General features: G+C 72.5%; 22 protein-coding genes. 21 read left to right on the forward strand and 1 reads right to left on the reverse strand.

The genetic code is table 11. The features are described from left to right. The first annotated feature begins 12 nt into the window (after positions 1-12). From VFC33_17760 to VFC33_17855, 20 genes are all read left to right on the forward strand, one after another. Complete coding sequence (locus VFC33_17760) at positions 13-1,947, forward strand: acyltransferase family protein (GenBank protein ID HZR15085.1); 1,935 nt, start codon at positions 13-15, stop codon at positions 1,945-1,947. An 83-nt stretch (positions 1,948-2,030) separates the two neighbouring features. Then, a complete protein-coding gene (locus VFC33_17765) occupies positions 2,031-2,249 on the forward strand; it encodes a hypothetical protein (protein HZR15086.1) in 219 nt (72 codons plus the stop codon). Positions 2,250-2,259: 10 nt separating this feature from the next. Further along, positions 2,260-3,369, forward strand: a complete 1,110-nt coding sequence (locus VFC33_17770) for a zinc-dependent metalloprotease (protein HZR15087.1) — start codon at positions 2,260-2,262, stop codon at positions 3,367-3,369. Next, positions 3,366-4,331 (forward strand): tRNA lysidine(34) synthetase TilS, encoded by a 966-nt coding sequence (tilS, locus tag VFC33_17775; GenBank protein HZR15088.1) that lies wholly within the window; start codon positions 3,366-3,368, stop codon positions 4,329-4,331. Before VFC33_17770 ends, tilS begins: the two co-directional genes overlap by 4 nt. A gap of 78 nt (positions 4,332-4,409) precedes the next feature. Next, positions 4,410-4,949: a hypoxanthine phosphoribosyltransferase gene (hpt, locus tag VFC33_17780; protein HZR15089.1), complete on the forward strand. Its 540-nt coding sequence runs from the start codon at positions 4,410-4,412 to the stop codon at positions 4,947-4,949. 72 nt (positions 4,950-5,021) lie between these two features. Then, positions 5,022-6,917: an ATP-dependent zinc metalloprotease FtsH gene (gene ftsH / locus VFC33_17785; GenBank protein HZR15090.1), complete on the forward strand. Its 1,896-nt coding sequence runs from the start codon at positions 5,022-5,024 to the stop codon at positions 6,915-6,917. A gap of 11 nt (positions 6,918-6,928) precedes the next feature. After that, positions 6,929-7,546, forward strand: coding sequence for a GTP cyclohydrolase I FolE (gene folE / locus VFC33_17790; protein HZR15091.1), 618 nt, complete (start codon positions 6,929-6,931; stop codon positions 7,544-7,546). Between the two features lie 132 nt (positions 7,547-7,678). Further along, on the forward strand, positions 7,679-8,530 hold the full coding sequence (folP, locus tag VFC33_17795; protein ID HZR15092.1) for a dihydropteroate synthase: 852 nt from the start codon (positions 7,679-7,681) through the stop codon (positions 8,528-8,530). Then, entirely contained in the window at positions 8,527-9,042 is a 516-nt protein-coding gene (locus VFC33_17800) for a hypothetical protein (GenBank protein HZR15093.1), read from the forward strand. Before folP ends, VFC33_17800 begins: the two co-directional genes overlap by 4 nt. A gap of 7 nt (positions 9,043-9,049) precedes the next feature. After that, positions 9,050-9,403 carry a dihydroneopterin aldolase gene (gene folB, locus VFC33_17805; GenBank protein HZR15094.1) on the forward strand — a complete coding sequence of 118 codons (354 nt, stop codon included), beginning with the start codon at positions 9,050-9,052 and terminating at the stop codon, positions 9,401-9,403. Beyond that, positions 9,400-9,900, forward strand: coding sequence for a 2-amino-4-hydroxy-6-hydroxymethyldihydropteridine diphosphokinase (folK, locus tag VFC33_17810; protein HZR15095.1), 501 nt, complete (start codon positions 9,400-9,402; stop codon positions 9,898-9,900). The genes folB and folK overlap by 4 nt, the downstream gene beginning before the upstream one ends. Positions 9,901-9,928: 28 nt before the next feature. Beyond that, complete coding sequence (locus VFC33_17815; GenBank protein HZR15096.1) at positions 9,929-10,774, forward strand: Rossmann-like and DUF2520 domain-containing protein; 846 nt, start codon at positions 9,929-9,931, stop codon at positions 10,772-10,774. Further along, positions 10,771-11,679 (forward strand): pantoate--beta-alanine ligase, encoded by a 909-nt coding sequence (gene panC, locus VFC33_17820; GenBank protein HZR15097.1) that lies wholly within the window; start codon positions 10,771-10,773, stop codon positions 11,677-11,679. The genes VFC33_17815 and panC overlap by 4 nt, the downstream gene beginning before the upstream one ends. 10 nt (positions 11,680-11,689) lie before the next feature. Continuing rightward, positions 11,690-12,079 carry an aspartate 1-decarboxylase gene (gene panD / locus VFC33_17825; GenBank protein HZR15098.1) on the forward strand — a complete coding sequence of 130 codons (390 nt, stop codon included), beginning with the start codon at positions 11,690-11,692 and terminating at the stop codon, positions 12,077-12,079. Then, entirely contained in the window at positions 12,080-13,741 is a 1,662-nt protein-coding gene (gene nadB, locus VFC33_17830) for an L-aspartate oxidase (protein ID HZR15099.1), read from the forward strand. It begins immediately after the preceding gene. Further along, positions 13,738-14,604, forward strand: coding sequence for a carboxylating nicotinate-nucleotide diphosphorylase (nadC, locus tag VFC33_17835; GenBank protein HZR15100.1), 867 nt, complete (start codon positions 13,738-13,740; stop codon positions 14,602-14,604). The genes nadB and nadC overlap by 4 nt, the downstream gene beginning before the upstream one ends. After that, positions 14,604-15,371, forward strand: a complete 768-nt coding sequence (locus VFC33_17840) for a type III pantothenate kinase (protein ID HZR15101.1) — start codon at positions 14,604-14,606, stop codon at positions 15,369-15,371. The genes nadC and VFC33_17840 overlap by 1 nt, the downstream gene beginning before the upstream one ends. Positions 15,372-15,423: 52 nt before the next feature. Next, positions 15,424-16,386 carry an NAD-dependent epimerase/dehydratase family protein gene (locus tag VFC33_17845; GenBank protein ID HZR15102.1) on the forward strand — a complete coding sequence of 321 codons (963 nt, stop codon included), beginning with the start codon at positions 15,424-15,426 and terminating at the stop codon, positions 16,384-16,386. After that, a complete protein-coding gene (locus VFC33_17850) occupies positions 16,383-17,096 on the forward strand; it encodes a hypothetical protein (protein HZR15103.1) in 714 nt (237 codons plus the stop codon). Before VFC33_17845 ends, VFC33_17850 begins: the two co-directional genes overlap by 4 nt. Before the next feature lie 184 nt (positions 17,097-17,280). Next, complete coding sequence (locus VFC33_17855) at positions 17,281-18,132, forward strand: alpha/beta fold hydrolase (protein HZR15104.1); 852 nt, start codon at positions 17,281-17,283, stop codon at positions 18,130-18,132. 52 nt (positions 18,133-18,184) lie between these two features. Here VFC33_17855 and VFC33_17860 read toward each other — a convergent pair whose 3' ends face one another. Continuing rightward, positions 18,185-19,165, reverse strand: coding sequence for a polyprenyl synthetase family protein (locus VFC33_17860; GenBank protein ID HZR15105.1), 981 nt, complete (start codon positions 19,163-19,165; stop codon positions 18,185-18,187). Positions 19,166-19,474: 309 nt separating this feature from the next. Between VFC33_17860 and VFC33_17865 the strand changes: the two genes are divergently transcribed. Beyond that, the coding region (locus VFC33_17865; GenBank protein HZR15106.1) for an ATP-dependent Clp protease ATP-binding subunit at positions 19,475-21,528 on the forward strand (2,054 nt) is incomplete at its 3' end.

Raw genomic sequence — 21,528 nt, forward strand, 5'->3', positions numbered from 1 at the left:
GGTTTGGTGTATGTGCCGGGGTTGGATGGGGTGCGTGGGGTGGCTGTGTTGGGGGTGATGGCGTTTCATGGGTCGGTGTGGTGGGGGCGGGGCGGGTTTTTGGGTGTTGATTCGTTTTTCGTGTTGTCGGGGTTTTTGATCACGGCGTTGTTGGTGGGGGAGTGGGGCCGGTCGGGTTCGGTGGGGTTCCGCCGGTTCTATGTGCGTCGTGCGCGGCGGTTGTTGCCGGCGTTGTTGGGGTTGTTGGCCGGTGTGGCGGTGTTGGTGGGGGTGTTGGGGTATCGGGTGGATGGCCCGTTGTTGCGGGGGGATTCGTTCGCGTCGTTGTTCTATGTCGCGAACTGGCGGTTCTGGTTGACGGGGCAGGGCTATTTCGGGGCGTTCGCGGCGCCGTCACCGTTGCGGCATCTGTGGAGTCTGGGGATCGAGGAGCAGTTCTATCTGGTGTGGCCGGTGCTGCTGGTCGGGTTGTTGTCCCGACCGGTGCTGCGCCGCTGGTTGTTGGGGATCACGCTCGCCGCCGCGGCCGGGTCGGCGGTGTTGATGGCGGTCCTGTATCACGGTCCCGCCGATGTGTCGCGGGTGTATTACGGGACCGACACCCGGGCCCAGGCGTTGCTGATCGGCGCGGCGTTGGCGGTGCTGTTGGCCCCCCGGATGCGCGACGGGGCGATGCGCCCGGTCGCCCGCCCGGGGCGGGTCGCGGTCCAGACCCTCGGTGTGACCGGCGCGGTCTGGACGTTGTGGGTGTGGTCCTCGACCACCTCGACGAGCCGCTGGCTGTACCGGGGCGGCTTCGCGCTCGTCGCGCTGGCCACCGCGGCGGTGATCGCGGCGGTCGTCGTGCCGGGCTGGTCGCTGCTGCGACGCGGGTTGGCGTGGGGCCCGCTGCAATGGATCGGGCGACGCTCCTACGGCATCTACCTGTGGCACTGGCCCGTCGACCTGTACCTCACCAAGACCCGCACCGGCCTCGACCTGCTCCCCCTGCTCGCGCTCCGCTCGATCGTCGCCATCGCGATCGCAGCCGCCTCCTACCGCTACCTCGAACAACCCATCCGCACCGGCCACCTCACCGGCTGGCGCACCTGGGCCTGGGCCCCCGCCGGCGGCAACCTCACCCTCACCGCCATCATCGTCGCCACGCTCGCCCCGCCCACCACGACAGGGCTCGACTCCGTCGCCCGGGCCGCGGACGCGTCGCACCTCGTCACTGCATCCAACGCCAGGATCCCGGCCGCGCGTGCCGCGTCGCCGCGCCCCGCGCCCGGCGCGCCCGCCGTACCGCGGCCACCGCCGCGCGTCCTCGTGGTCGGCGACTCCGTCGCGTACACGCTCGCCGACGGTGTCGCCGCCCGCCTGCCCGGTGACGTCGTCGTCAACGGCGCGGTGATCGGGTGCCCACTCGTCGTCGATCGCGACGCGCGCCGGATCGACGCCGTCGAGACCGGGCCCGTGAACCCGCTGTGCGACTGGCGCGCCCGCTGGCCGCCGGTCGTCGACAAGCTGCGACCTGACGTCGCCGTGATCATGTTCGGCGCGTGGGACGTCTACGACGTGCGCGTCGGCGGGCAGTGGCTCGACGTCGGCAGCGCGGCCTGGCGCGCGCACGTCGACACGCTGCTGAGCCAAGCCGTCGCCATCCTCACCGCGCAGGGCGCGCGCGTCGTGCTCGTCACCAACCCGTACTTCCAGGAGAACGAGGTCCCGGGGCAGGTCCACTACCAGCGCAACGACCGTCGCCGCGTCGACGCGATCAACGACGAGATCCGCGCGGTCGCGGCGAGCGCCGGTCCGTCGGCCCGGCTCTTCGACCTCAACCGCGTGCTCGAGCCCGGCAACCGCCTCGACGGCGGGCCCGTCCTCTACGACGGCGTCCACTTCTCGGCGGACGGCGGCCGGCGCGTCGCCGGTGTGCTCGCACCCCTGCTGACGCCCACCGGCTGAACCGCCCGGACGGGCGCGTCCGACCGGCTCGCGGCCCCCGCTCTACGATGCAGGCGATTCGTCGTCGCGCTCACGGAGGAAGGTTGAAGCCGCTCCGCTCGCTCCTCGTGACCCTCTCGGCCGTCGTGGTCGTCGCGCTCGGGTCGACGCCCGCGTGGGCCGACACGGTCGCGGCGGCCAAGCCGAAGCCGTGGCACTTCTGGATCGCGCCGATCCTGGCCCTCGGCGCGTTCCTGATCGTGATCGCGCTGCTCGTCGGGTACTACGTGCGCGTCCTGGGTCCCAAGTACCGCGGTCGCTGACGGAGCGAGCGTGCAGGCCGGCGGCACCGTGACCGACGCGGCCGGTCCCGCGACGCGGGCGGCGCCCGAGCCCGTCGACTGGAAGCTCGCCGCGCAGGTCGCGAGGCGCTTCGCCGGACGGGAGCGGTTCGCGACGTCGTATCTCGGGTCGTCGCTCGAGCGCGACTTCGCCGAGGTGACCGCCGAGGCCGAGGCGCTCGTCGCCGAGTTCACCGGGCTGCACAGCCCCGGCCGCGCCGCGGGGACCGTCCTCGATCGCGTCGGCTGGGTCGACGCGAACGTCACGTCGATGCAGCACATGCTGCGGCCGTTCACGGACCGCGTCGCCGAGCGGGTGGCGCGCAGCCCCGTCGCGCCGATCGGACGTCGGGTCGCGGGTGCCGAGATGGGCGCGCTGCTCGGCTACCTCGCGCAGCGCGTCCTCGGGCAGTACGACCTGCTCGTCCCGGACGACCCGGCCGAGACGGGCGCGATCCCGACCGACGCGGTCTACTACGTCGGCCCGAACGTGCTCGGCCTCGAGAAGCGGTTCGCCTTCCGGCCGCGCGACTTCCGGCTGTGGATCGCGCTCCACGAGCTGACGCACCGCGCCCAGTTCACCGGCGTGCCGTGGCTGCGCGGCTACTTCCTCTCGCTCGTCGAGCGTTCGCTCGGCATGGTCGACCCGGACCCCCGCCGGCTCGTGCAGGCGCTGACGCGTGCGGCCGACGAGCTGCGCCGCGGTCGCAACCCGCTCGACGAGGGGGGTCTCGTCGGTCTGCTCGCGACGCCGGAGCAGCGCGGCCTGCTGTCGCAGGTCCAGGCGCTCATGTCGCTGCTCGAGGGACACGGGAACGTCGTCATGAACCACCTCGGGCGGCGTCACGTAGCCGGGCAGGAGCGCATGGCGCGCGTGCTCCAGGCCCGTCGCGAGGCGCGGGGGCTGTCCGCGCAGCTGCAGAAGCTCCTCGGGCTCGAGATGAAGATGCGCCAGTACGAGGTGGGCGAGGCGTTCGTCGAGGCGGTCGAGCGCGAGGCGGGGCTGCGCGCGATCGACGCCGCCTGGCGCGCGCCCGAGGCGCTCCCGACGATGGAGGAGCTGTCCGAGCCGAGCCGGTGGCTCGCACGGGTCGGCGCGTGACGGTCGCGTCGACCGATCGGCTCGCGCGCGCGCTCGATGGTTGGCGTGCGCGCCTGCGCGGCCTCGACGAGCTCGCCGCGCCGGTCGTCGTCGCGTGCTCGGGCGGCGCGGACTCGCTCGCGCTGCTCGCGCTCGCGTCGGTCGCGGGGCTGCAACCGGTCGCGGTGCACGTCGACCACGGGCTACGTGACGGGAGCGCGCACGAGTACACGCGTGTCGCGCAGCTCGCCGCGCGTCTCGGCGTTCCCGCGCGCACCACGCGCGTCGCACTCGCGCCAGGACCGAACCTCGAGGCGCGCGCGCGCGCGTCGCGCTACGCGGCGTTGCGGGACGCTCGTGACGAGCTCCGCGCGAGCGCGATCCTCGTCGGGCACACCGCGGACGACCAGGCCGAGACCGTGCTGCTGAACCTCTTGCGCGGCTCCGGTCCGGCCGGGCTCGCCGGCATGGCGGTGCGGGCCGGCGACGTCGTGCGCCCGTTGCTGGGGCTCCGGCGCGCGGACACCGTCGAGATCTGCGCGCGTCTCGGCGTCGCGCCGCTGCACGATCCGATGAACGACGACGTCGCCTTCCGGCGGGTCTGGGTGCGCCGCGAGCTCATCCCGTTCCTCGAACGTGGCGCGCGCCGCGATCTCGTGCCCGTGCTCGCCCGTCAGGCTGACGTCATCGGTGACGAGTCGCGCTGGCTCGACGAGCTCGCGGCGGCCGCGTGGCCCGGGCCGGACGACGACGACGAGCCACCCGCGCACACGCTGCTCGCGCTGCCGCTCCCGTTGCAGCGCCGCGCCGTGCGCGCGTGGCTCGGGAGTCCACCGCCGTCGCACGCCGAGGTCGAGCGCGTGCTCGCGGTCGCGCGTTGCGAGCGGCGCGCGGCGGAGCTGACGGGAGGCCGCCGTGTCGCGCGCACGGCGGGACGGTTGCGTCTCGGGCCGCGCGCACACCACGATGCCGGCGATGCGTGATTCGTCGTTCATGCGTCGTTCGCCGGGCTCGTGGACGGTCGAGCGACGCATGAACACGGTGGGAGGTCGAGCGTGACCATGTCGGACCCGAACGTCGGACGGGTCGTCGTCGACGCCGACGAGCTTCAGGAGCGCGTCACCGCGCTCGGCAAGGACATCACCGCGGACTACGCCGACCGCCCACCGCTCCTCGTCGGCGTGCTGAAGGGCGCGTTCATGTTCATGAGCGACCTCGCCCGCGCGATCGACCTGCCCGTCGAGTTCGACTTCATGGCGGTGTCGTCGTACGGCTCGGCGACCCGCACGAGTGGGGTCGTGCGGATCATCAAGGACCTCGACCTCGACCTCACCGACCGGCACGTCCTCATCGTGGAGGACATCGTCGACTCGGGGCTGACACTCGCCTACCTGCGGAAGAACCTGGCCGCGCGCAATCCCGCCTCCGTCGAGGTCTGCGCGCTGCTCCTCAAGGAGGGTCTCCAGAAGGTCGATCCCGACCTCCGGTATGTCGGCTTCCGCATCCCACCCGCCTTCGTGGTGGGCTACGGCCTCGACGTGGGCGAGCGCTACCGCAACCTGCCGTTCATCGCCGAGTACGCCGGGGTGCTGCCGGGCTGAAGCCGAGCGATCGCCCGCAGGGCGTGCGGTTAGGCTGATGCGTCCCTTCCGTCCCGCGAGGTGGGCGAACCCGTGACCAAGCTGCGCCGCAGCATCTTCGTGTGGCTGCTTCTCGCCGCGCTCGCCGTCTTCTTCGCGGTGCAGCTGCTGACGCGCGGCGAGCCGCGCGAGCAGCTCAGCATCAAGTCGTACGAGGACCGGCTGAGCGTGCACGACGTCGCGTCCGCGACGCTCTACGACCGCGACCACGAGATCAAGGGCAAGCTCGCGGACGGCACGCAGTACGAGGTCCGCTTCCCCGACCGCTACACCGACACGATCACGTCGAAGACGGTCGCGGCGGACGTCTCGCTGAAGACCGACGCGCAGAAGACCAACCCGTGGCTGTCGGTGCTCATCAGCGCGCTGCCCTTCGTGCTCATCGTCGGCATCGTCCTGCTGTTCATGAACCAGATGCAGGGCGGCGGCAGTCGCGTGATGAGCTTCGGCAAGTCGCGCGCGAAGGTCGTCTCGAAGGACCAGCCCCAGACGACGTTCGCCGACGTCGCCGGGCTCGACGAGGCCGTCGAGGAGCTGCAGGAGATCAAGGAGTTCCTCGAGTCGCCGCAGCGGTTCCAGGAGATGGGTGCCAAGATCCCGAAGGGCGTCCTCCTGTACGGCCCGCCCGGGACGGGCAAGACGCTGCTCGCCAAGGCCGTCGCCGGCGAGGCTGGTGTGCCGTTCTTCTCGATCAGCGGCTCCGACTTCGTCGAGATGTTCGTCGGCGTCGGCGCGTCGCGCGTGCGTGACCTGTTCGAGCAGGCGAAGGCGGCCGCGCCCGCGATCGTCTTCGTCGACGAGATCGACGCCGTCGGCCGTCAGCGCGGTGCCGGCCTCGGCGGCGGTCACGACGAGCGCGAGCAGACGCTCAACCAGCTCCTCGTCGAGATGGACGGCTTCGACATGAAGCAGGGCGTGATCCTGCTGGCGTCGACGAACCGTCCCGACATCCTCGACCCCGCGCTGCTGCGCCCGGGCCGGTTCGACCGCCAGATCGTCGTCGACCGTCCCGACCTCGAGGGCCGCAAGGCGATCCTCGCGGTGCACGCGCGCGGCAAGCCGATCGCGGAGGGCGTCGACCTCGACGTCATCGCGCGCCGCACGCCCGGCTTCACCGGCGCCGACCTCTCGAACCTGATGAACGAGGCCGCGCTGCTGTCTGCCCGTCACCACCTGAAGCTGATCGGCCTCCCGCAGCTCGAGGAGGCGATCGACCGCGTGATGGCCGGACCCGAGCGCAAGAGCCGGCTCATCTCCGACAAGGAGAAGCGGGTCATCGCGTTCCACGAGGCCGGCCACGCGCTCGTCAGCCACGCGCTCCCGAACACCGACCCGGTGCACAAGGTGTCGATCATCCCGCGCGGTCGCGCGCTCGGGTACACGCTCACGCTGCCGGTCGAGGACAAGTTCCTCGTGCGCCGGAGCGAGCTCGTCGACGAGCTCGCGATGCTGCTCGGCGGGCGCACCGCGGAGGAGCTCGTGTTCGAGGACCCGACGACGGGCGCGCAGAACGACATCGAGCGCGCGACGACCGTCGCGCGCCAGATGGTCACCGAGTACGGGATGAGCGAGACCCTGGGCCCGATGCGCTTCGGTCACCCGCACGGCGAGGTGTTCCTCGGCCGCGACCTCCAGTCGACGCCCGACTACTCGGACGAGGTCGCCGCCCACATCGACGTCGAGGTCCGCAGGCTCGTCGACGGCGCGCACGCAGTCGCGCGGGACATCCTCGAGACGAACCGTCACGTGCTCGATACGCTGGCCGACGCGCTCATCGAGCACGAGACGCTCGAGGCCGAGCGGGTGCAGGAGATCCTCGCGGCGACGACGCCGTGGACCGGCACGCGCGGCGACGAGCTCGGCGCCGGCCGCCCGTCGGCCGTTGCCGCGAGCGACGCGGCCCCATCCCCTCGGCGGACCACGTCGTAGTCTCGGGCAGCATGTCCGAGACGAACCCCGTCCATCCGCTGCCCGAGCGGCGCGGTGTCGACAAGCCGCGCATCGAGCGAGCCGTCCGGGAGATCCTCTACGCCATCGGTGAGGATCCCGACCGTGACGGCTTGGAGCGGACGCCGGCCCGGGTCGCCGAGATGTACGCCGAGCTGTTCGCCGGCCTGCACGACGACCCGTCCCGTCATCTCCAGGTGTCGTTCGAGGCCAACCACGACGAGATGGTGATGGTGCGCGACATCCGCGTCGAGTCGCTGTGCGAGCACCACCTGATCCCCTTCGCGGGGCACGCGCACGTCGCGTACATCCCGGGGGACGACGGCCGCATCACCGGGCTGTCCAAGCTCGCCCGCCTGGTCGAGGGGTACGCGCGGCGGCCACAGGTGCAGGAGCGGTTGACCACCCAGGTCGCCGACGCGCTCATGGACGTGCTGAAGCCGGCCGGTGTGTTCGTCGTCATCGAGGCCGAGCACCTGTGCATGTCGATGCGCGGGGTGAAGAAGCCGGGCTCGCTCACGGTCACGTCCGCGGTCCGCGGGCTGTTCAAGGACAACCCCGCCACCCGCGCGGAGGCGATGTCCTTCATCAACCAGACCGGTCGGGCGTGAGCTTGACTGAAGCGTGAGTCGGTCCAGGACCGATCTCTCGCTCACTGAAGCGTCACCGACAGCGCGGCCGTCGCGGTTCTGACGGCTTCCTGACGGAAGTCGCGGGCCGGTCGGCCGCTACGCTGCTCGCCGATGTTCGCCTGGGAGTCGGTGCTCGGCCGTGCGCGTCCGGCCGTCATGGGCATCGTGAACGTCACCCCCGACTCCTTCTCCGACGGCGGGAAGTGGCTCGCCCACGACGCCGCGATCGCCCACGGGCTCGATCTCGCGGCCCAGGGCGCCGACATCCTCGACGTCGGCGGTGAGTCGAGCCGCCCGGGCGCGGCGCCGGTGGACGCCGAGGAGGAGCTCCGACGGGTCCTCCCGGTGGTGCGGGCCCTCGCCGCGGACGCCGGCGTGCCCGTCAGCATCGACACGGTCAAGGCGTCGGTCGCCCAGGCCGCGGTCGACGTCGGCGCCACCATCGTCAACGACGTCTCGGCCGCACGCTTCGACGACCGGATGCTGGCGACGGTCGCGGCGGCAGGCGCGGGGTACGTCGTCATGCACATGCGGGGCGAGCCGAGGACCATGCAGGACGACCCGCGCTACGACGACGTCGTCGGCGACGTCGCCGCGTTCCTCGTCGAGCGCCTCGACGCGGCCCGTCACGCCGGGATCGCGGACAGCGCGCTCGTCGCCGACCCGGGCATCGGATTCGGGAAGACGGTGCGCCACAACCTCGAGCTGCTCGTCGGGCTGGCCCGCCTGTGCGCGACGGTCGGCGTCCCGGTGCTCGTCGGCACGTCGCGCAAGTCGTTCCTCGGACGGCTCGTCGGCGGCGCGCCCGCGGACGAGCGCGACGACGCGACGCTCGCGACGGTGATGTGGGCGTTCGAGCGGGGCGCCGCGGTCGCACGCGTGCACGAGGTGCGCGGTGCGGTCGCGACGGCCGAGCTGCTCTCGATCCTGCGCCGGGCGACGCCCGACGGGGTCGCCGCATGAGGGGACGGTGGGCACAGGGACTCGAGCCCCGCTTCTTCTGCTGGATCATCCGCGACCGGTTGGCCGGGTCCGAGCGCCCGGGCGGCTTCGCCCGCAACCATCGCAAGGTGCGCCGCCAGGAGGAGCTCATCTGGCTCGGCAGCCACGGGTTCACGCACGTTCTCTCGCTGCTCGACTCGCCGCACAACCTGCACGCCTACGACGACGCCGGCCTCGCGTACGAGCACATCCCCCTCGGCCGGCGCGACGAGATGCCCGAGCGGCTGTCGACGATCTACTCGACGATCGCGGGCTGGCTCGACGACCCGAACGAGCGCGTGCTCGTGCACCACGAGGAGTTCGGCGACCGGATCATCGGAACGCTCGCCGGATACCTGCTCTACTGCGGGCTCGTGCAGGAGGGCCCGCACGCGATCGGCATCCTCGAGCGCCAGACCGGCCGCCAGCTCGGCGCCGCGGGGCGCGAGATCGTCGCGGTCACGCTCGACGAGCGGATCGTCCGCGCCCGCTGAGGCCCGCGTGACGGATCGCATCGAGATCGTCGGGCTGCGCGAGCTCGGCGTGCACGGTGTGCTCCCCGAGGAGCAGGTGCGCGCCCAACCGTTCGAGGTCGACGTGGCGCTCGACGTCGACGTCCGCTCGGCGGGCGACAGCGACGCGCTGGACGACACCGTCGACTACGGCGAGCTCGCCGACGCGATCGCCCGCGTCGTGCGGACAGAGCGCTACGCGCTGCTCGAGCGCCTCGCGACACGGATCGCGGACGTGTGCACGAACGACGCGCGCGTGCAGCACGCGACGGTCACCGTCCGGAAGCTGCGGCCGCCCGTCGGCGTGCTCGTCGACCACGTCGCGGTGACGATCACGCGGTGACGGCGCGTGCGCATCTCGCGCTCGGCTCGAACCTCGGCGACCGTGTCGCGAACCTGCAGGCTGCGCTCGACGGCCTGGACGCGACGGACGGCATCCACGTCGTCGCGGTCTCGGACGTCTACGAGACGGACCCCGTCGGGCCCGAGCAGCCCGACTACCTGAACGCGGTCGTCGCGATCGACACGCAGCTGAGCGCGCGTGCGCTGCTCGGCGTCGCGCAGGCGCTCGAGCGCGCCGCGCACCGCGTGCGGGGCGAGCGTTGGGGTCCCCGGACGCTGGACGTCGACGTGCTGCTCGTCGGCGACGAGCAGGTCGACGAGCCCGACCTCGTGGTGCCCCACCCCCGGATGTGGGAGCGCGGGTTCGTCCTCGCCCCGCTCGGCGACGTCGCGCCCGACCTCGTCGAAGGCCGCCGGCCCGCGGGCGGCTGGCCCGGCGTCCGCCCGACCACGGTACGATTGCGACTCGACGAGGGCCGTCAGTCCGGCACCCGGTGACGGGGCTGGAACGAGAAGGTTCCCGCTGTTGGACGAAATCCACGCCTCCCGCGCGCTCGCGCTGGTCGGACCCGGACGGGCCGGCACGGCGGTGGCGCTGCGACTCACCCGCCGCGGCTGGTCGGTGCGCGCCGTCGCGGGCCGCGCGCCCGATGCGCCGTCGACCGTGCGCGCCGCCGCGCTGCTCGGCGCGGCGTGCGTCGACGCGGCCGAGGCGGGATGCGACGTCGACGTCGTCGTGATCGCGACCCCCGACGACGCCATCGCGCCCGCGGCCGACGCGGTGGCGCCGTCGCTGCGGTCGGGCGCGCTGGTCGTGCACCTGTCCGGCGTGGCGGGCCCGGAGGTGTTCGACGGCCTGCGCGCCGCACGTCCCGACGTCGAGGTGGGCGTGCTGCACCCGTTGCAGACGCTGCCGTCCCCGGAGCTCGGCGCCGCCCGTCTCGACGGCGCGTGGTGCGCCGTCGACGGCCCCGCCACCCGGGCGCTCGCGGATGAGCTCGGATCGCGCGTGTTCGACCTGCCCGCCGACCCGGAGGCGCGGCGGCTCTACCACGCGGCCGCGTGCATCGCGTCGAACCACGTCGTGGCCCTGCTCGGACAGGTCGAGCGGCTCGCCGCCGCATGCGGCGTGCCGTTCGAAGCGTTCGTCCCGCTCGTGCGCGCGTCGCTCGACAACGCCGCCGCGACAACACCCGCGACCGCGCTCACAGGTCCCGTCGCGCGCGGCGACACGGGAACCGTCCTCGCGCACCTCGACGCGCTCCCGTCGGACGAGCGCGACTTGTACGTCGCGGTGGCGCGCGGCGCGCGCCGTCTCGCGCAGACCAACGACCCCGAGATGGACGGCGTGCTGACGCCGGTCGTCGCATGATCACCATCACAACGATCGACGAGATGCGCGTGTGGTGCGATGCCGCGCGCCGCGCCGGCCGGCGCGTCGGGCTCGTCCCGACGATGGGCTTCTTCCACGACGGGCACGTGTCGCTCATGCGGGCCGCGCGCGACGCCGGCGACACGGTCGTCGTCAGCATCTTCGTGAACCCGCTGCAGTTCGGGCCGTCCGAGGACCTCGACCGCTACCCGCGCGACCTGGAGCGCGACCGCGAGCTGGCGCGCGACGCGGGCGTCGAGGTGTTGTTCGTCCCGTCGGTCGACGAGATGTACCCCCGGCCCCCGCTCACGACCGTGCACGTCGACGCGCTGACCGGCGGGCTGTGCGGCGCCTCGCGCCCGACGCACTTCGACGGCGTGACGACGGTCGTCGCGAAGCTCTTCTCGATCGTCGGCCCCGGCCGCGCGTACTTCGGCCGGAAGGACTTCCAGCAGCTCGCCGTCGTGCGCCGCATGACCGCCGACCTGAACCTCCCGGTCGAGGTGGTCGGCTGCCCGCTGGTGCGCGAGCCGGACGGCGTCGCGATGTCGAGCCGCAACGCGAACCTCGACGAGCGCGAACGTGCCGCGGCGCGCGTGCTCGTGGCCGCGCTGCGAGACGCGGTCGACGCGCTGCGCCGGGGCGAGCGCGATGCGGCGACGCTGCGCCGTGTGCTGAGCGCCCGGGTCGACGCCGAGGCGCTCGCCACGCTTGACTACGCCGAGGTCGTCGACGCGGGGGACCTGACCCCGCTCGCACGGCTCGACGACGGCGGGGAGGTGCTCGTCGCGGTCGCGGCGCGCATCGGCAAGACCAGGCTGATCGACAACATGACCGTGATCGTGGACGGCGACGACGTACGCGCCGATCCCGGCATCACGGCACCCGTGCCAGCGAGCGAGTAGGGAGAGCGTCGTGCGCCGGACGATGATGAAGTCGAAGATCCACCGGGCGACCGTCACCGGCGCCGACCTGAGCTACGTCGGGTCGATCACGCTCGACCCGATGCTCATGGGCCTCGCCGACATTCTCGAGAACGAGCAGGTCCACGTGCTCGACATCGACAACGGCGCGCGCTTCGAGACGTACGCGATCACGGGCGGTCCCGGTGACGTCGTGTTGAACGGCGCGGCCGCGCGACTCGTGCAGCCCGGCGACCGCGTCATCGTCATCACGTACGCGCAGTACGAGGACGCCGAGCTCGACGACTACGCGCCGAAGGTCGTGCACGTCGACTCCCGCAACCGGCCGACCGATCCGTCGTTCCAGGCCCTCGACCGCGAGCTCCACGACCTCGCCCCGTAGATGACCGGTACCGAGGGCGCGCGTGGTGGGCGCGAGCCGGACGTCCTGGTGCTCGGGAGCGGGATCGCGGGCCTCTCGGCCGCGATCCACGCGATCAGCGCCGGGCTCTCGGTCGTCGTCCTGACCAAGGGCGAGCTCGAGCACTCCGCGACGCGCTACGCGCAAGGTGGTGTCGCGGCCGCGCTCGCGGCGCCGGACTCCCCGGAGCTGCACCTGTCCGACACGCTCGCCGCGGGTGCCGGGCTCTGCGACGTCGACGCCGTGCGCGTGCTCGTCAACGACGGGCCGGTCCGCGTGCGGGAGCTCATCGCGCTCGGCGCCGAGTTCGACCGTACCGGCGACGGCGAGGCGACGCTCGCGCTCGCCCGCGAGGGAGGTCACTCGCTCGCGCGCGTCGTGCACGCCGGTGGCGACGCGACCGGCGCGGAGATCGAGCGTGCCCTCGTCGGGGCCGTGCGCGCGAGCGACGCCGATGTGCGGGAAGGCTGGTTCACCGCCGAGCTGCTCCGCGACCACGGCCGGTGCGCGGGCGTGGTCGCGGTCGACGCCGGCGGCACGCGCGTCGAGGTGCGCGCCCGCCACACCGTGCTCGCGACGGGTGGCGCCGGGCAGCTCTACGCCGTGACGACGAACCCGCCGCTGTCGACCGGCGACGGTACCGCGATGGCCCGCCGTGGCGGCGCGGTCCTCGCGGACATGGAGTTCATGCAGTTCCACCCGACCGCGCTCCACCAGGAGTCGATGCCGCGCCCGCTGCTGTCCGAGGCGCTCCGGGGCGAGGGTGCGGTGCTGCGCGACGAGCACGGCGTCGCGTTCATGGCCGAGGAGCACGCGCTCGCGGACCTCGCGCCGCGCGACGTGGTCGCTCGCGCGATCGCACGACGGCTGCGCGACCGCGGCCTCGACCACCTCTGGCTCGACGCGACCGCGATCGGCGACGACTTCCCGCAGCGATTCCCGACCATCTGGCGCTCGTGTCGCGCCGCGGGGATCGACCCGCGTCGCGACTGGCTCCCGGTCGCGCCGGCCGCGCACTACTTGTCGGGCGGCGTCGCGACCGACCTCGACGGCGCGACCACGCTGCCCGGCCTGTGGGCGTGCGGCGAGGCCGCGTGCTCGGGTGTGCACGGCGCGAACCGTCTCGCGTCGAACTCGTTGCTCGACGGCCTCGTGTTCGCGCCCCGGGCGGTCGCCGCGATCGCGCGCGGCAAGGACGAGCCCGCGCCGACGGGCGTGCTGCGCGGCATCCTCCCCGTGACCACCGCGGAGCACGAGGTCCAGGTGACCGCGACGGGCGACCGCGGGACGGTGGACGTCGCCGCCGCGCGCGACCGGCTGGAGCGCGCGATGACGAACGACGCCGGTGTGCTCCGCGACGCGGACAGCCTCCGGCGTGCGACCGACGCGCTCGACGTCGCCCAGCGAGCGGTCGCACCGCTCCTGGGGACGCACCGCACGGACGTCCACGAGCTCGAGAACCTCTGCGAGATCGGCCGCGCGCTCGTCGCCGCCGCGAGCGCCCGTCACGAGTCGCGCGGCACGCACACGCGGGAGGACTTCGCCGAGCGCTCGAACGACTACCTCGGCCGCTTCGTGATCGCCGCGGGCGGCTCGCCCGAGTTCGTGCCGCTGGCCGTCGACGCCCCGGAGCACGCGCGTTGAAACCCGACGCCGACCCGCCGCTGCACGCGGTCCGCGACGCGGTCGCGCGGGCGCTCGCCGAGGACCTCGGTCCGCTCGGCGACGTGACGTCGTCGTTGATCCCCGCGGATCGCACCGTCGCGGGGGACGTGGTCGCGCGCGCGACCGGCGTGATCGCAGGGACGCGGTGCGCGACCGAGGTCTACGCGCAGCTCGACGATCGCGTCGACGTCACGTGGCTGGCCGCCGACGGCTCGCACGTGGGCCCGGGGGCGAAGGTCGGTCGCGTCGAGGGCCCGATGCGATCGGTGCTGACCGGCGAACGGACCGCGCTGAACTTCCTGTGCCACCTGTCGGGTGTCGCCACGCTCACCGCCCGGTTCGTCGAGGCCGCGGGGTCGCACACGCGCATCTGGGACACGCGCAAGACGCTCCCCGGGCTGCGCGCGCTCGAGAAGGCGGCCGTCCGCGCGGGCGGGGGCGTGAACCATCGCGGCTCGCTGTCCGACTTCGTCCTCGTCAAGGACAACCACCTGGGTGGCATGTCGATCGGGTCCGCGGTCGAGACCGCGCACGCGCGCTGGCCCGGGCGCACCGTCGAGGTCGAGTGCGACCGCGTCGAGCAGGTCCACGAGGCGATCGACGCGCGGGCCGAGATGGTGCTGCTCGACAACATGACGCCCGACGAGGTCGCGAAGTGCGTCGCACTGGTGCGCGAGCGTGACGCGCGGATGCTCGTCGAGGTGTCGGGCGGCGTCACGCTCGAGACCGTTCCCGCGTACGCCGCGGCAGGCGCCGACCTGATCTCGACGAGCGTGATCACCCAGTCGGCACCCGTGCTCGACCTGGGCCTCGATCTCGTCACGACCGAAGGCGGACGCTGATGCTGCTCGCCATCGACGCCGGCAACACGGAGACGCTGATCGGGCTGTTCGACGGCCCTCGCCTCGCCGACCACTGGCGCATCATGACGATCGCCGAGCGCACGTCGGACGAGCTCGCGCTGCTGATCCAGCAGTTCCTCGGCTTCCACGGCTTCTCGTTCGACGCGCAGGTGACGGGCGTCGCGATCGCGTCCGGCGTCCCGCGCGTCACGGCCGCGTTGCGCGACATGACCCGGCGGTACTTCGGGTACGACGCGCTCGTCGTCGAGCCCGGCGTCCGCACCGGGATGCCGATCCTCTACGACAACCCGAAGGAGGTCGGTCCCGACCGCATCGCGAACGCCGTTGGCGCGTACGACCAGTACGGCGGGCCGTCGATCGTCGTCGACTTCGGGACCGCGATCACCATCGAGGCCGTCAGCGAGCGCGGCGAGTACCTCGGCGGCGCGATCGTCCCCGGCGTCGAGATCTCGCTCGACGCGCTGTTCGGACGCGCCGCCGCGTTGCGGCGCGTCGAGCTCGTACCGCCCAAGAACGTGATCGGCAAGTCGACCGTCGAGTCGATCCAGTCCGGTGCCGTCTACGGCTTCACGGGTCAGGTCGACGCGCTCGTCGAGCGGTTCGAAGCCGAGCTGGGCGAGTGCGTGGTGGTCGCGACCGGCGCGCACGCCGAGCTGCTCATGCCGTACTCGCGCACCATCCAGCACTTCGAGCCCTGGCTGACGCTCCAGGGCCTGCGCATCGTCTTCGAGCGCAATCAAGGCTGAGCCCGCGCGCCGATCGGCGACGCCGGTTGCCACGGCGCGCGATCCTGGAGACGTGCGTGTGCTGGTGACGGGTATGGGCGGCGAGCTCGGCACACGCGTCGCCCAGATCCTCGAGGACCGTGACGACGTCGAGGAGATCGTCGGTGTCGACTACCTGCCGCCGCGCCGCCGGCTCCACCGCAGCGAGTTCCGCCGGATCGACCCGCTCGAGCGCGAGCGCCTCACGGAGTTCGTGACCGAGGTGTCGCCCGACGCGGTGATCCACGTCGGTGTGTACGAGCCACACGCGCGCTGCGAGCCCGGACCGGCGCGCGAGCGCACCGAGGCGATGGCCGTGCACGCGCTCGGTGCCGCGGCGCGCACCGGGAAGCTGGAACGTGTCGTGCTCCGCAGCGGTGTCGAGGTGTACGGCCGCGGCCGGGGGCGCGCGGCGGTGCCCGACGAAGACGTGCCCGTCGCGCCGACCACACCGTTCGGTCGCAGCTGTCTCGAGATGGAGTCGATCGCGGCCGCGGCCGCGCGCACGCAGGCGATCCCCGTCACCGCGGTTCGCCTCGCGCCGGTCGTCGGATCGCACGTGCCGAGCCCGCTCGGTCGCGTGCTGCGGCTGCCGGTCGTACCGGTTCCCGCGCTCGCGGATCCCGCGTTCTCGCTCGTGTCGCCCGACGACGCCGCGCACGCGCTCGTCACCGCGCTCGGACGCGACCACGAGGGCGCGCTGAACGTCGTCGGTGCTGGTGCCGCGAGCCCGTGGCAGGCGGCGCGCCTCGGCGGGCGCGTGCCCTTCCCCGTGATCGGCGGCGGCTGGTCGGTCGCGTGTCGTGTCGCTGAGGTCGCGGGCGCGCCGGTGCCACCGCACGTCGCCGAGCTGATGTGCAAGGGCCGGACGGCCGACGGCTCGCGGGCGCGTGACGTGCTCGGCATCGGAGAGCTGCGCTCGACGCAGGAGATCTGCGTGGAGCTGTTCGAGTGGGCGACCGTGACGCGCCTGCGACCGTCGGAGGCTGCCGCGTGAGGGACGCGGCCGGAGCCCTGCGCGACGTCTCGCGCGAGGTCTCGGTCACGTTCGGCATCGACGACGATCGCGTGTCGCCACCCGAGTCGCCGTTCGCCGCGCTCGTCCGGCGCATCGACGGTCGGTACCCGCGGGACCCGTTCGGCGGTGACCCGCACCTGCAGGACCTCGTCTCGCCGTTCTTCGCGCTCGTCGCGCGCGTGGACGTCGTGCACGGTGATCGCATCCCCGAGCACGGTCCCGGGCTCCTCGTCGCCAACCGCGGACTCGGCATCGTCGAGCCGGCTGCGCTCGGGATGGCCGTGCGCCGCGTGCGCGGCCGAAGGCTGCGGATCGTCGGGACGCCCGACGCGCCGTTCGTCGGCGACGCCTTCCGCGCGCTCGGCGGCATCGCGGAGTACCCGAACGACGTTGCCGCGGTGCTCCGCGCCGGTCACCTCGCCGCGGTCCCGCTCGGGCCGACGTGGCTGCGCCCGGGCGCGGGCACACCCCCGCTCGAGCTCCTGTTCGCGGCGACGGGCTTCCCTGTCGTCCCGGTCGCCGTCCTGCCCGGCGGCCCGTTCGGCCTGCCGCTGCGCGCGTGGCGCGTCGTCGTCGGCGACCCGATCCCCGCCGCGGTCGATCCCGACGATCCGCTCGCCGCCGCGGAGCTCGCGGAGGCCGCCCGCGAAGGTGTAGAAGGCCTGCTCCGCGGGCAGAGGCCCCGCTGACGGGGCAGGTTCGTCGCCGGAACCACGCGCGAAACACGGGATCGCGCGCGGTGCGCGCGATACGGTCGAAACCCGTTTGACGTGCGGCGCCGGCCGGCCCGGGGGCGTGCGTGACCATCCGATCGAGAAGCGGCCGAGAAGGGGCCGGCCGAGAAGGGGCCGGCCGAGAAGGGGCGAGGGGTCCGTGCCCGATCTCGTGGCATCCGACGGCGTCGACATCCACTACGAGGTCTTCGGCCGCGCCGACGGCGAGCCGCTCCTGATGATCCAGGGCCTCGGCACGGACTCGCGGGGCTGGGCGTTCCAGCGCCTCGCCTTCGGCCGTCGCTTCCGGTGCTACGCGATCGACAACCGCGGCGTCGGCCGCTCCGGTCGCCCGCCCGGCCCCTACTCGCTGTTCCAGATGGCCGACGACGCAGTGCGGATCCTCGACGCCGAAGGCGTGGAGGCCGCGCACGTCATCGGCGCGTCGATGGGTGGCGCGATCGCGCAGATCATCGGCGTGCTGTACGCCGAGCGCACGCGCTCGCTCGTCCTCGCGTGCACGGCGTGCCGGCACCATCCCTGGCGGCGCGAGCTGCTCGCCGACTGGGCCGCCGCGGTGCAGGAGAAGGGCATGGCCGCGCTCGGCGACGACGGGCTGCAGTGGCTCATCGGCCCGCGTCTGCGGCGACGGTTCGGGCTCTGGCTCAACCTGCTCGCGCGCATCCTGCTGCAGTCGCCGCCCGAGCCGTTCGTCGCACAGGTCGACGCGATCCTCGACATGTCCGACGAGCTCCGGTTCGAGCTGAGCGGGGTGACCGTGCCGACGCTCGTGATCACCGGCTCGCAGGACGCGCTGACACCCGTCGGCGACGCCGAGGAGCTCGCCGAGCTGATCCCGCACGCGCGGCTCGTGATCATCCCGCGCGCCGCGCACGGCCTGATGGTCGAGACGCCGAACGCGTTCAACGCCGCGGTGCTCGAGTTCTTCGCCGACATCACCGGCGACGCGACCGTCGCCGACGACGCGGCGGATCAGGCCGCGAGCGCATAGCGACCGAGCTCTGGAGGATTCGACACCGGAGAGGTGTCGAATCCACCAAAGTTCAGGAGGAGCGCGTCACCAGGCCGTCGACGAGACGTCGCATCGCGGTGCACACCGCGACGTCGAGACGGTCACCGGCCTTCGACAGCGCCTCGTCGGCACGCTTCGCCTCCGCGCGCGCGACGTCGAGCGCCGCGGTCGTGGCACCGTCGGCGGTGACGAGCGAACGCGCCCGTGCGACCGTCTCGTCGTCGAGCGGCCGGCCGATCAGCTCGCGCAGCGCCTGCGACTCGCCGAGGGCGTAGATGACGGGCAGCGTGTAGACGCCCTCCACGAGGTCCTTGCCCGCCTGCTTCCCGAGCTCGTCGTCGCTGCCCGTGACGTCCAGGACGTCGTCGACGATCTGGAAGCACAGCCCGAGGTGACGGCCGAACTCGGTGAGCGCGTCGAGCGCGGGGCCGTCGACGCCGCTCACCATCCCGCCGATCCGGCACGCGGTCGCGAACAGCGCCGCGGTCTTGCCCGAGATCGCGGCGAGGTAGCGCTCCTCGCTGCGGTCGACGTCGAAGAGGTGCTGCAGCTCGAGGACCTGACCCCGGCACAGCTCGCCGATCGTCGACGCGAGCAGCGCGGCGACGTCCGCGCCCAGCGCGGCGGCGAGCTCCGACGCCCGCGCGAGCAGGAAGTCGCCGGCGAGGATCGCGACGATGTTGCTCCAGCGGGCGTTCACCGCGGGCACGCCCCGGCGCGTCTGGGCCTCGTCGATCACGTCGTCGTGGTACAGCGAGCCGAGATGGACGAGTTCCACGGCGACGCCGCCCTGCACGGCCTCGTCGCTCGCGGGACGCTCGCCGCCCGTCGCCGCGTACGCCGTGCACAGCGTCAGCGCGGGGCGGAGCCGCTTCCCACCCGCCTGCACGAGGTGCACCGCGACCTCGGCGAGGAACGGGTCGTCGCTGCGCACGGCCTCACGCAGCCCGGTCTCGACTCGTTCGAGGTCGCCGGACAGCGGGGCGAGACCCAGGCGCTCGACCGGCTTCACCGGCCCGCCCGGAAGGTGCGCCGCATGGCGTGAGGCTATGCACCCGGGGGAACAAACTCCAAGCCGGCGAAGTTTCGAACGTCTGACGTCCGGCAGGCGTCGGGAGCCCCGTCCGGTCCTTCAGATCGACCCGCCGGCGACCGATCAGTGATCCATCTCCGGCGGCCGAAGCCGGGCTCCGGGGCCGATTACAATCGATTTCGAGCCAGTCCGGCTCGTGCGCCGTATCGAACACCGTGTGTCGAACACACGGACGAACCGTTACGGAGGACGTGCCGGTACCGACAAGCTCACGAGAGGCGGCTGCACGTGTTCGAACGCTTCACCGACCGAGCCCGGCGAGTCGTGGTGCTGGCGCAGGAGGAAGCGCGCCTGCTGAACCACAACTACATCGGGACGGAGCACATCCTCCTCGGCCTGATCCACGAGGGTGAGGGCGTCGCCGCCAAGGCGCTCGAGTCGCTCGGCATCTCGCTCGAGGCGGTCCGTGCCCAGGTGGAGGAGATCATCGGTCACGGCGGCTCCGCGCCGTCGGGCCACATCCCGTTCACGCCGCGCGCCAAGAAGGTCCTCGAGCTGTCGCTGCGCGAGGCGCTGCAGCTCGGTCACAACTACATCGGGACGGAGCACATCCTCCTCGGCCTCATCCGCGAGGGCGAGGGCGTCGCCGCGCAGGTGCTCGTCAAGCTGGGCGCCGACCTGTCGCGCGTGCGCCAGCAGGTGATCCAGCTCCTGTCGGGCTACGCGGGCGGCAAGGAGTCCGCGCCGGCGGGCGGCGGCAGCGAGAGCACGCCGTCCGGCTCGCTCGTGCTCGACCAGTTCGGCCGCAACCTCACCCAGCTCGCGCGCGAGAAGAAGCTCGACCCTGTCATCGGGCGCGAGCAGGAGATCGAGCGCGTCATGCAGGTGCTGTCGCGCCGCACCAAGAACAACCCGGTGCTGATCGGCGAGCCCGGCGTCGGCAAGACCGCGATCGTCGAGGGCCTCGCGACCGACATCATCGACGGCGACGTGCCCGAGACGCTCAAGGGCAAGCAGCTCTACACGCTCGACCTCGGCGCGCTCGTCGCGGGCTCCCGGTACCGCGGCGACTTCGAGGAGCGCCTCAAGAAGGTGCTGAAGGAGATCCGCACGCGCGGCGACATCATCCTGTTCATCGACGAGCTGCACACGCTCGTCGGCGCGGGCGCGGCCGAGGGCGCGATCGACGCCGCCAGCATCCTGAAGCCGATGCTGGCGCGCGGCGAGCTGCAGACGATCGGCGCGACGACGCTCGACGAGTACCGCAAGTACCTCGAGAAGGACGCCGCGCTCGAGCGGCGCTTCCAGCCGATCAAGGTCGACGAGCCGTCGGTCACGCACACGATCGAGATCCTCAAGGGTCTGCGCGAGCGCTACGAGGCGCACCACCGCGTCACGATCAGCGACCAGGCGATCGTCGCGGCGGCGAACCTCGCGGACCGTTACATCTCCGACCGGCACCTGCCCGACAAGGCGATCGACCTCGTCGACGAGGCCGGCTCGCGGCTGCGCATCCGTCGCATGCAGGCGCCGCCCGACTACCGCGAGCTCGAGGACGAGATCGCCAAGGTGCGCAAGGAGAAGGAAGCCGCGATCGAGGGCCAGCAGTTCGAGCGGGCCGCGAAGCTGCGCGACCGAGAGAAGGAGCTCCTCGAGCAGCGCACCGCGAAGGAAGCGGAGTGGAAGGCCGAGGGCGTCGACCTCTTCAACGAGGTGACGGAGGAGTCGATCGCCGAGGTCCTCGCGCTGTGGACGGGCATCCCCGTCTACAAGCTCACCGAGGAGGAGACGGCCAAGCTGCTGCGCATGGAGGACGAGCTGCACAAGCGGATCGTCGGCCAGCACGCCGCGGTGAAGGCGGTGTCGCAGGCGATCCGCCGGACGCGCGCCGGCCTCAAGGACCCGAAGCGGCCGTCGGGCTCGTTCATCTTCCTCGGCCCGTCCGGCGTCGGGAAGACGGAGCTCGCCAAGACGCTCGCCGAGTTCCTGTTCGGTGACGAGACGGCGATGATCCAGCTCGACATGAGCGAGTACATGGAGAAGCACACCGTGTCTCGCCTGGTCGGGTCGCCTCCCGGCTACGTCGGCTACGACGAGGGTGGCCAGCTCACCGAGGCCGTCCGGCGCAAGCCGTTCTCGGTGGTGCTGTTCGACGAGATCGAGAAGGCCCACCCGGACGTGTTCAACGCCCTCCTGCAGATCCTCGAGGACGGGCGTCTCACGGACGCGCAGGGTCGCACGGTGGACTTCAAGAACACCGTGATCATCATGACGTCGAACCTCGGCACCAGGGACATCTCCAAGGGCATCCAGGTCGGCTTCAACCGCCAGGGTGACTCGCG

The sequence above is a fragment of the Acidimicrobiia bacterium genome (genome assembly GCA_035651955.1).
Classification (GTDB): Bacteria; Actinomycetota; Acidimicrobiia; order IMCC26256; family JAMXLJ01; genus JAMXLJ01.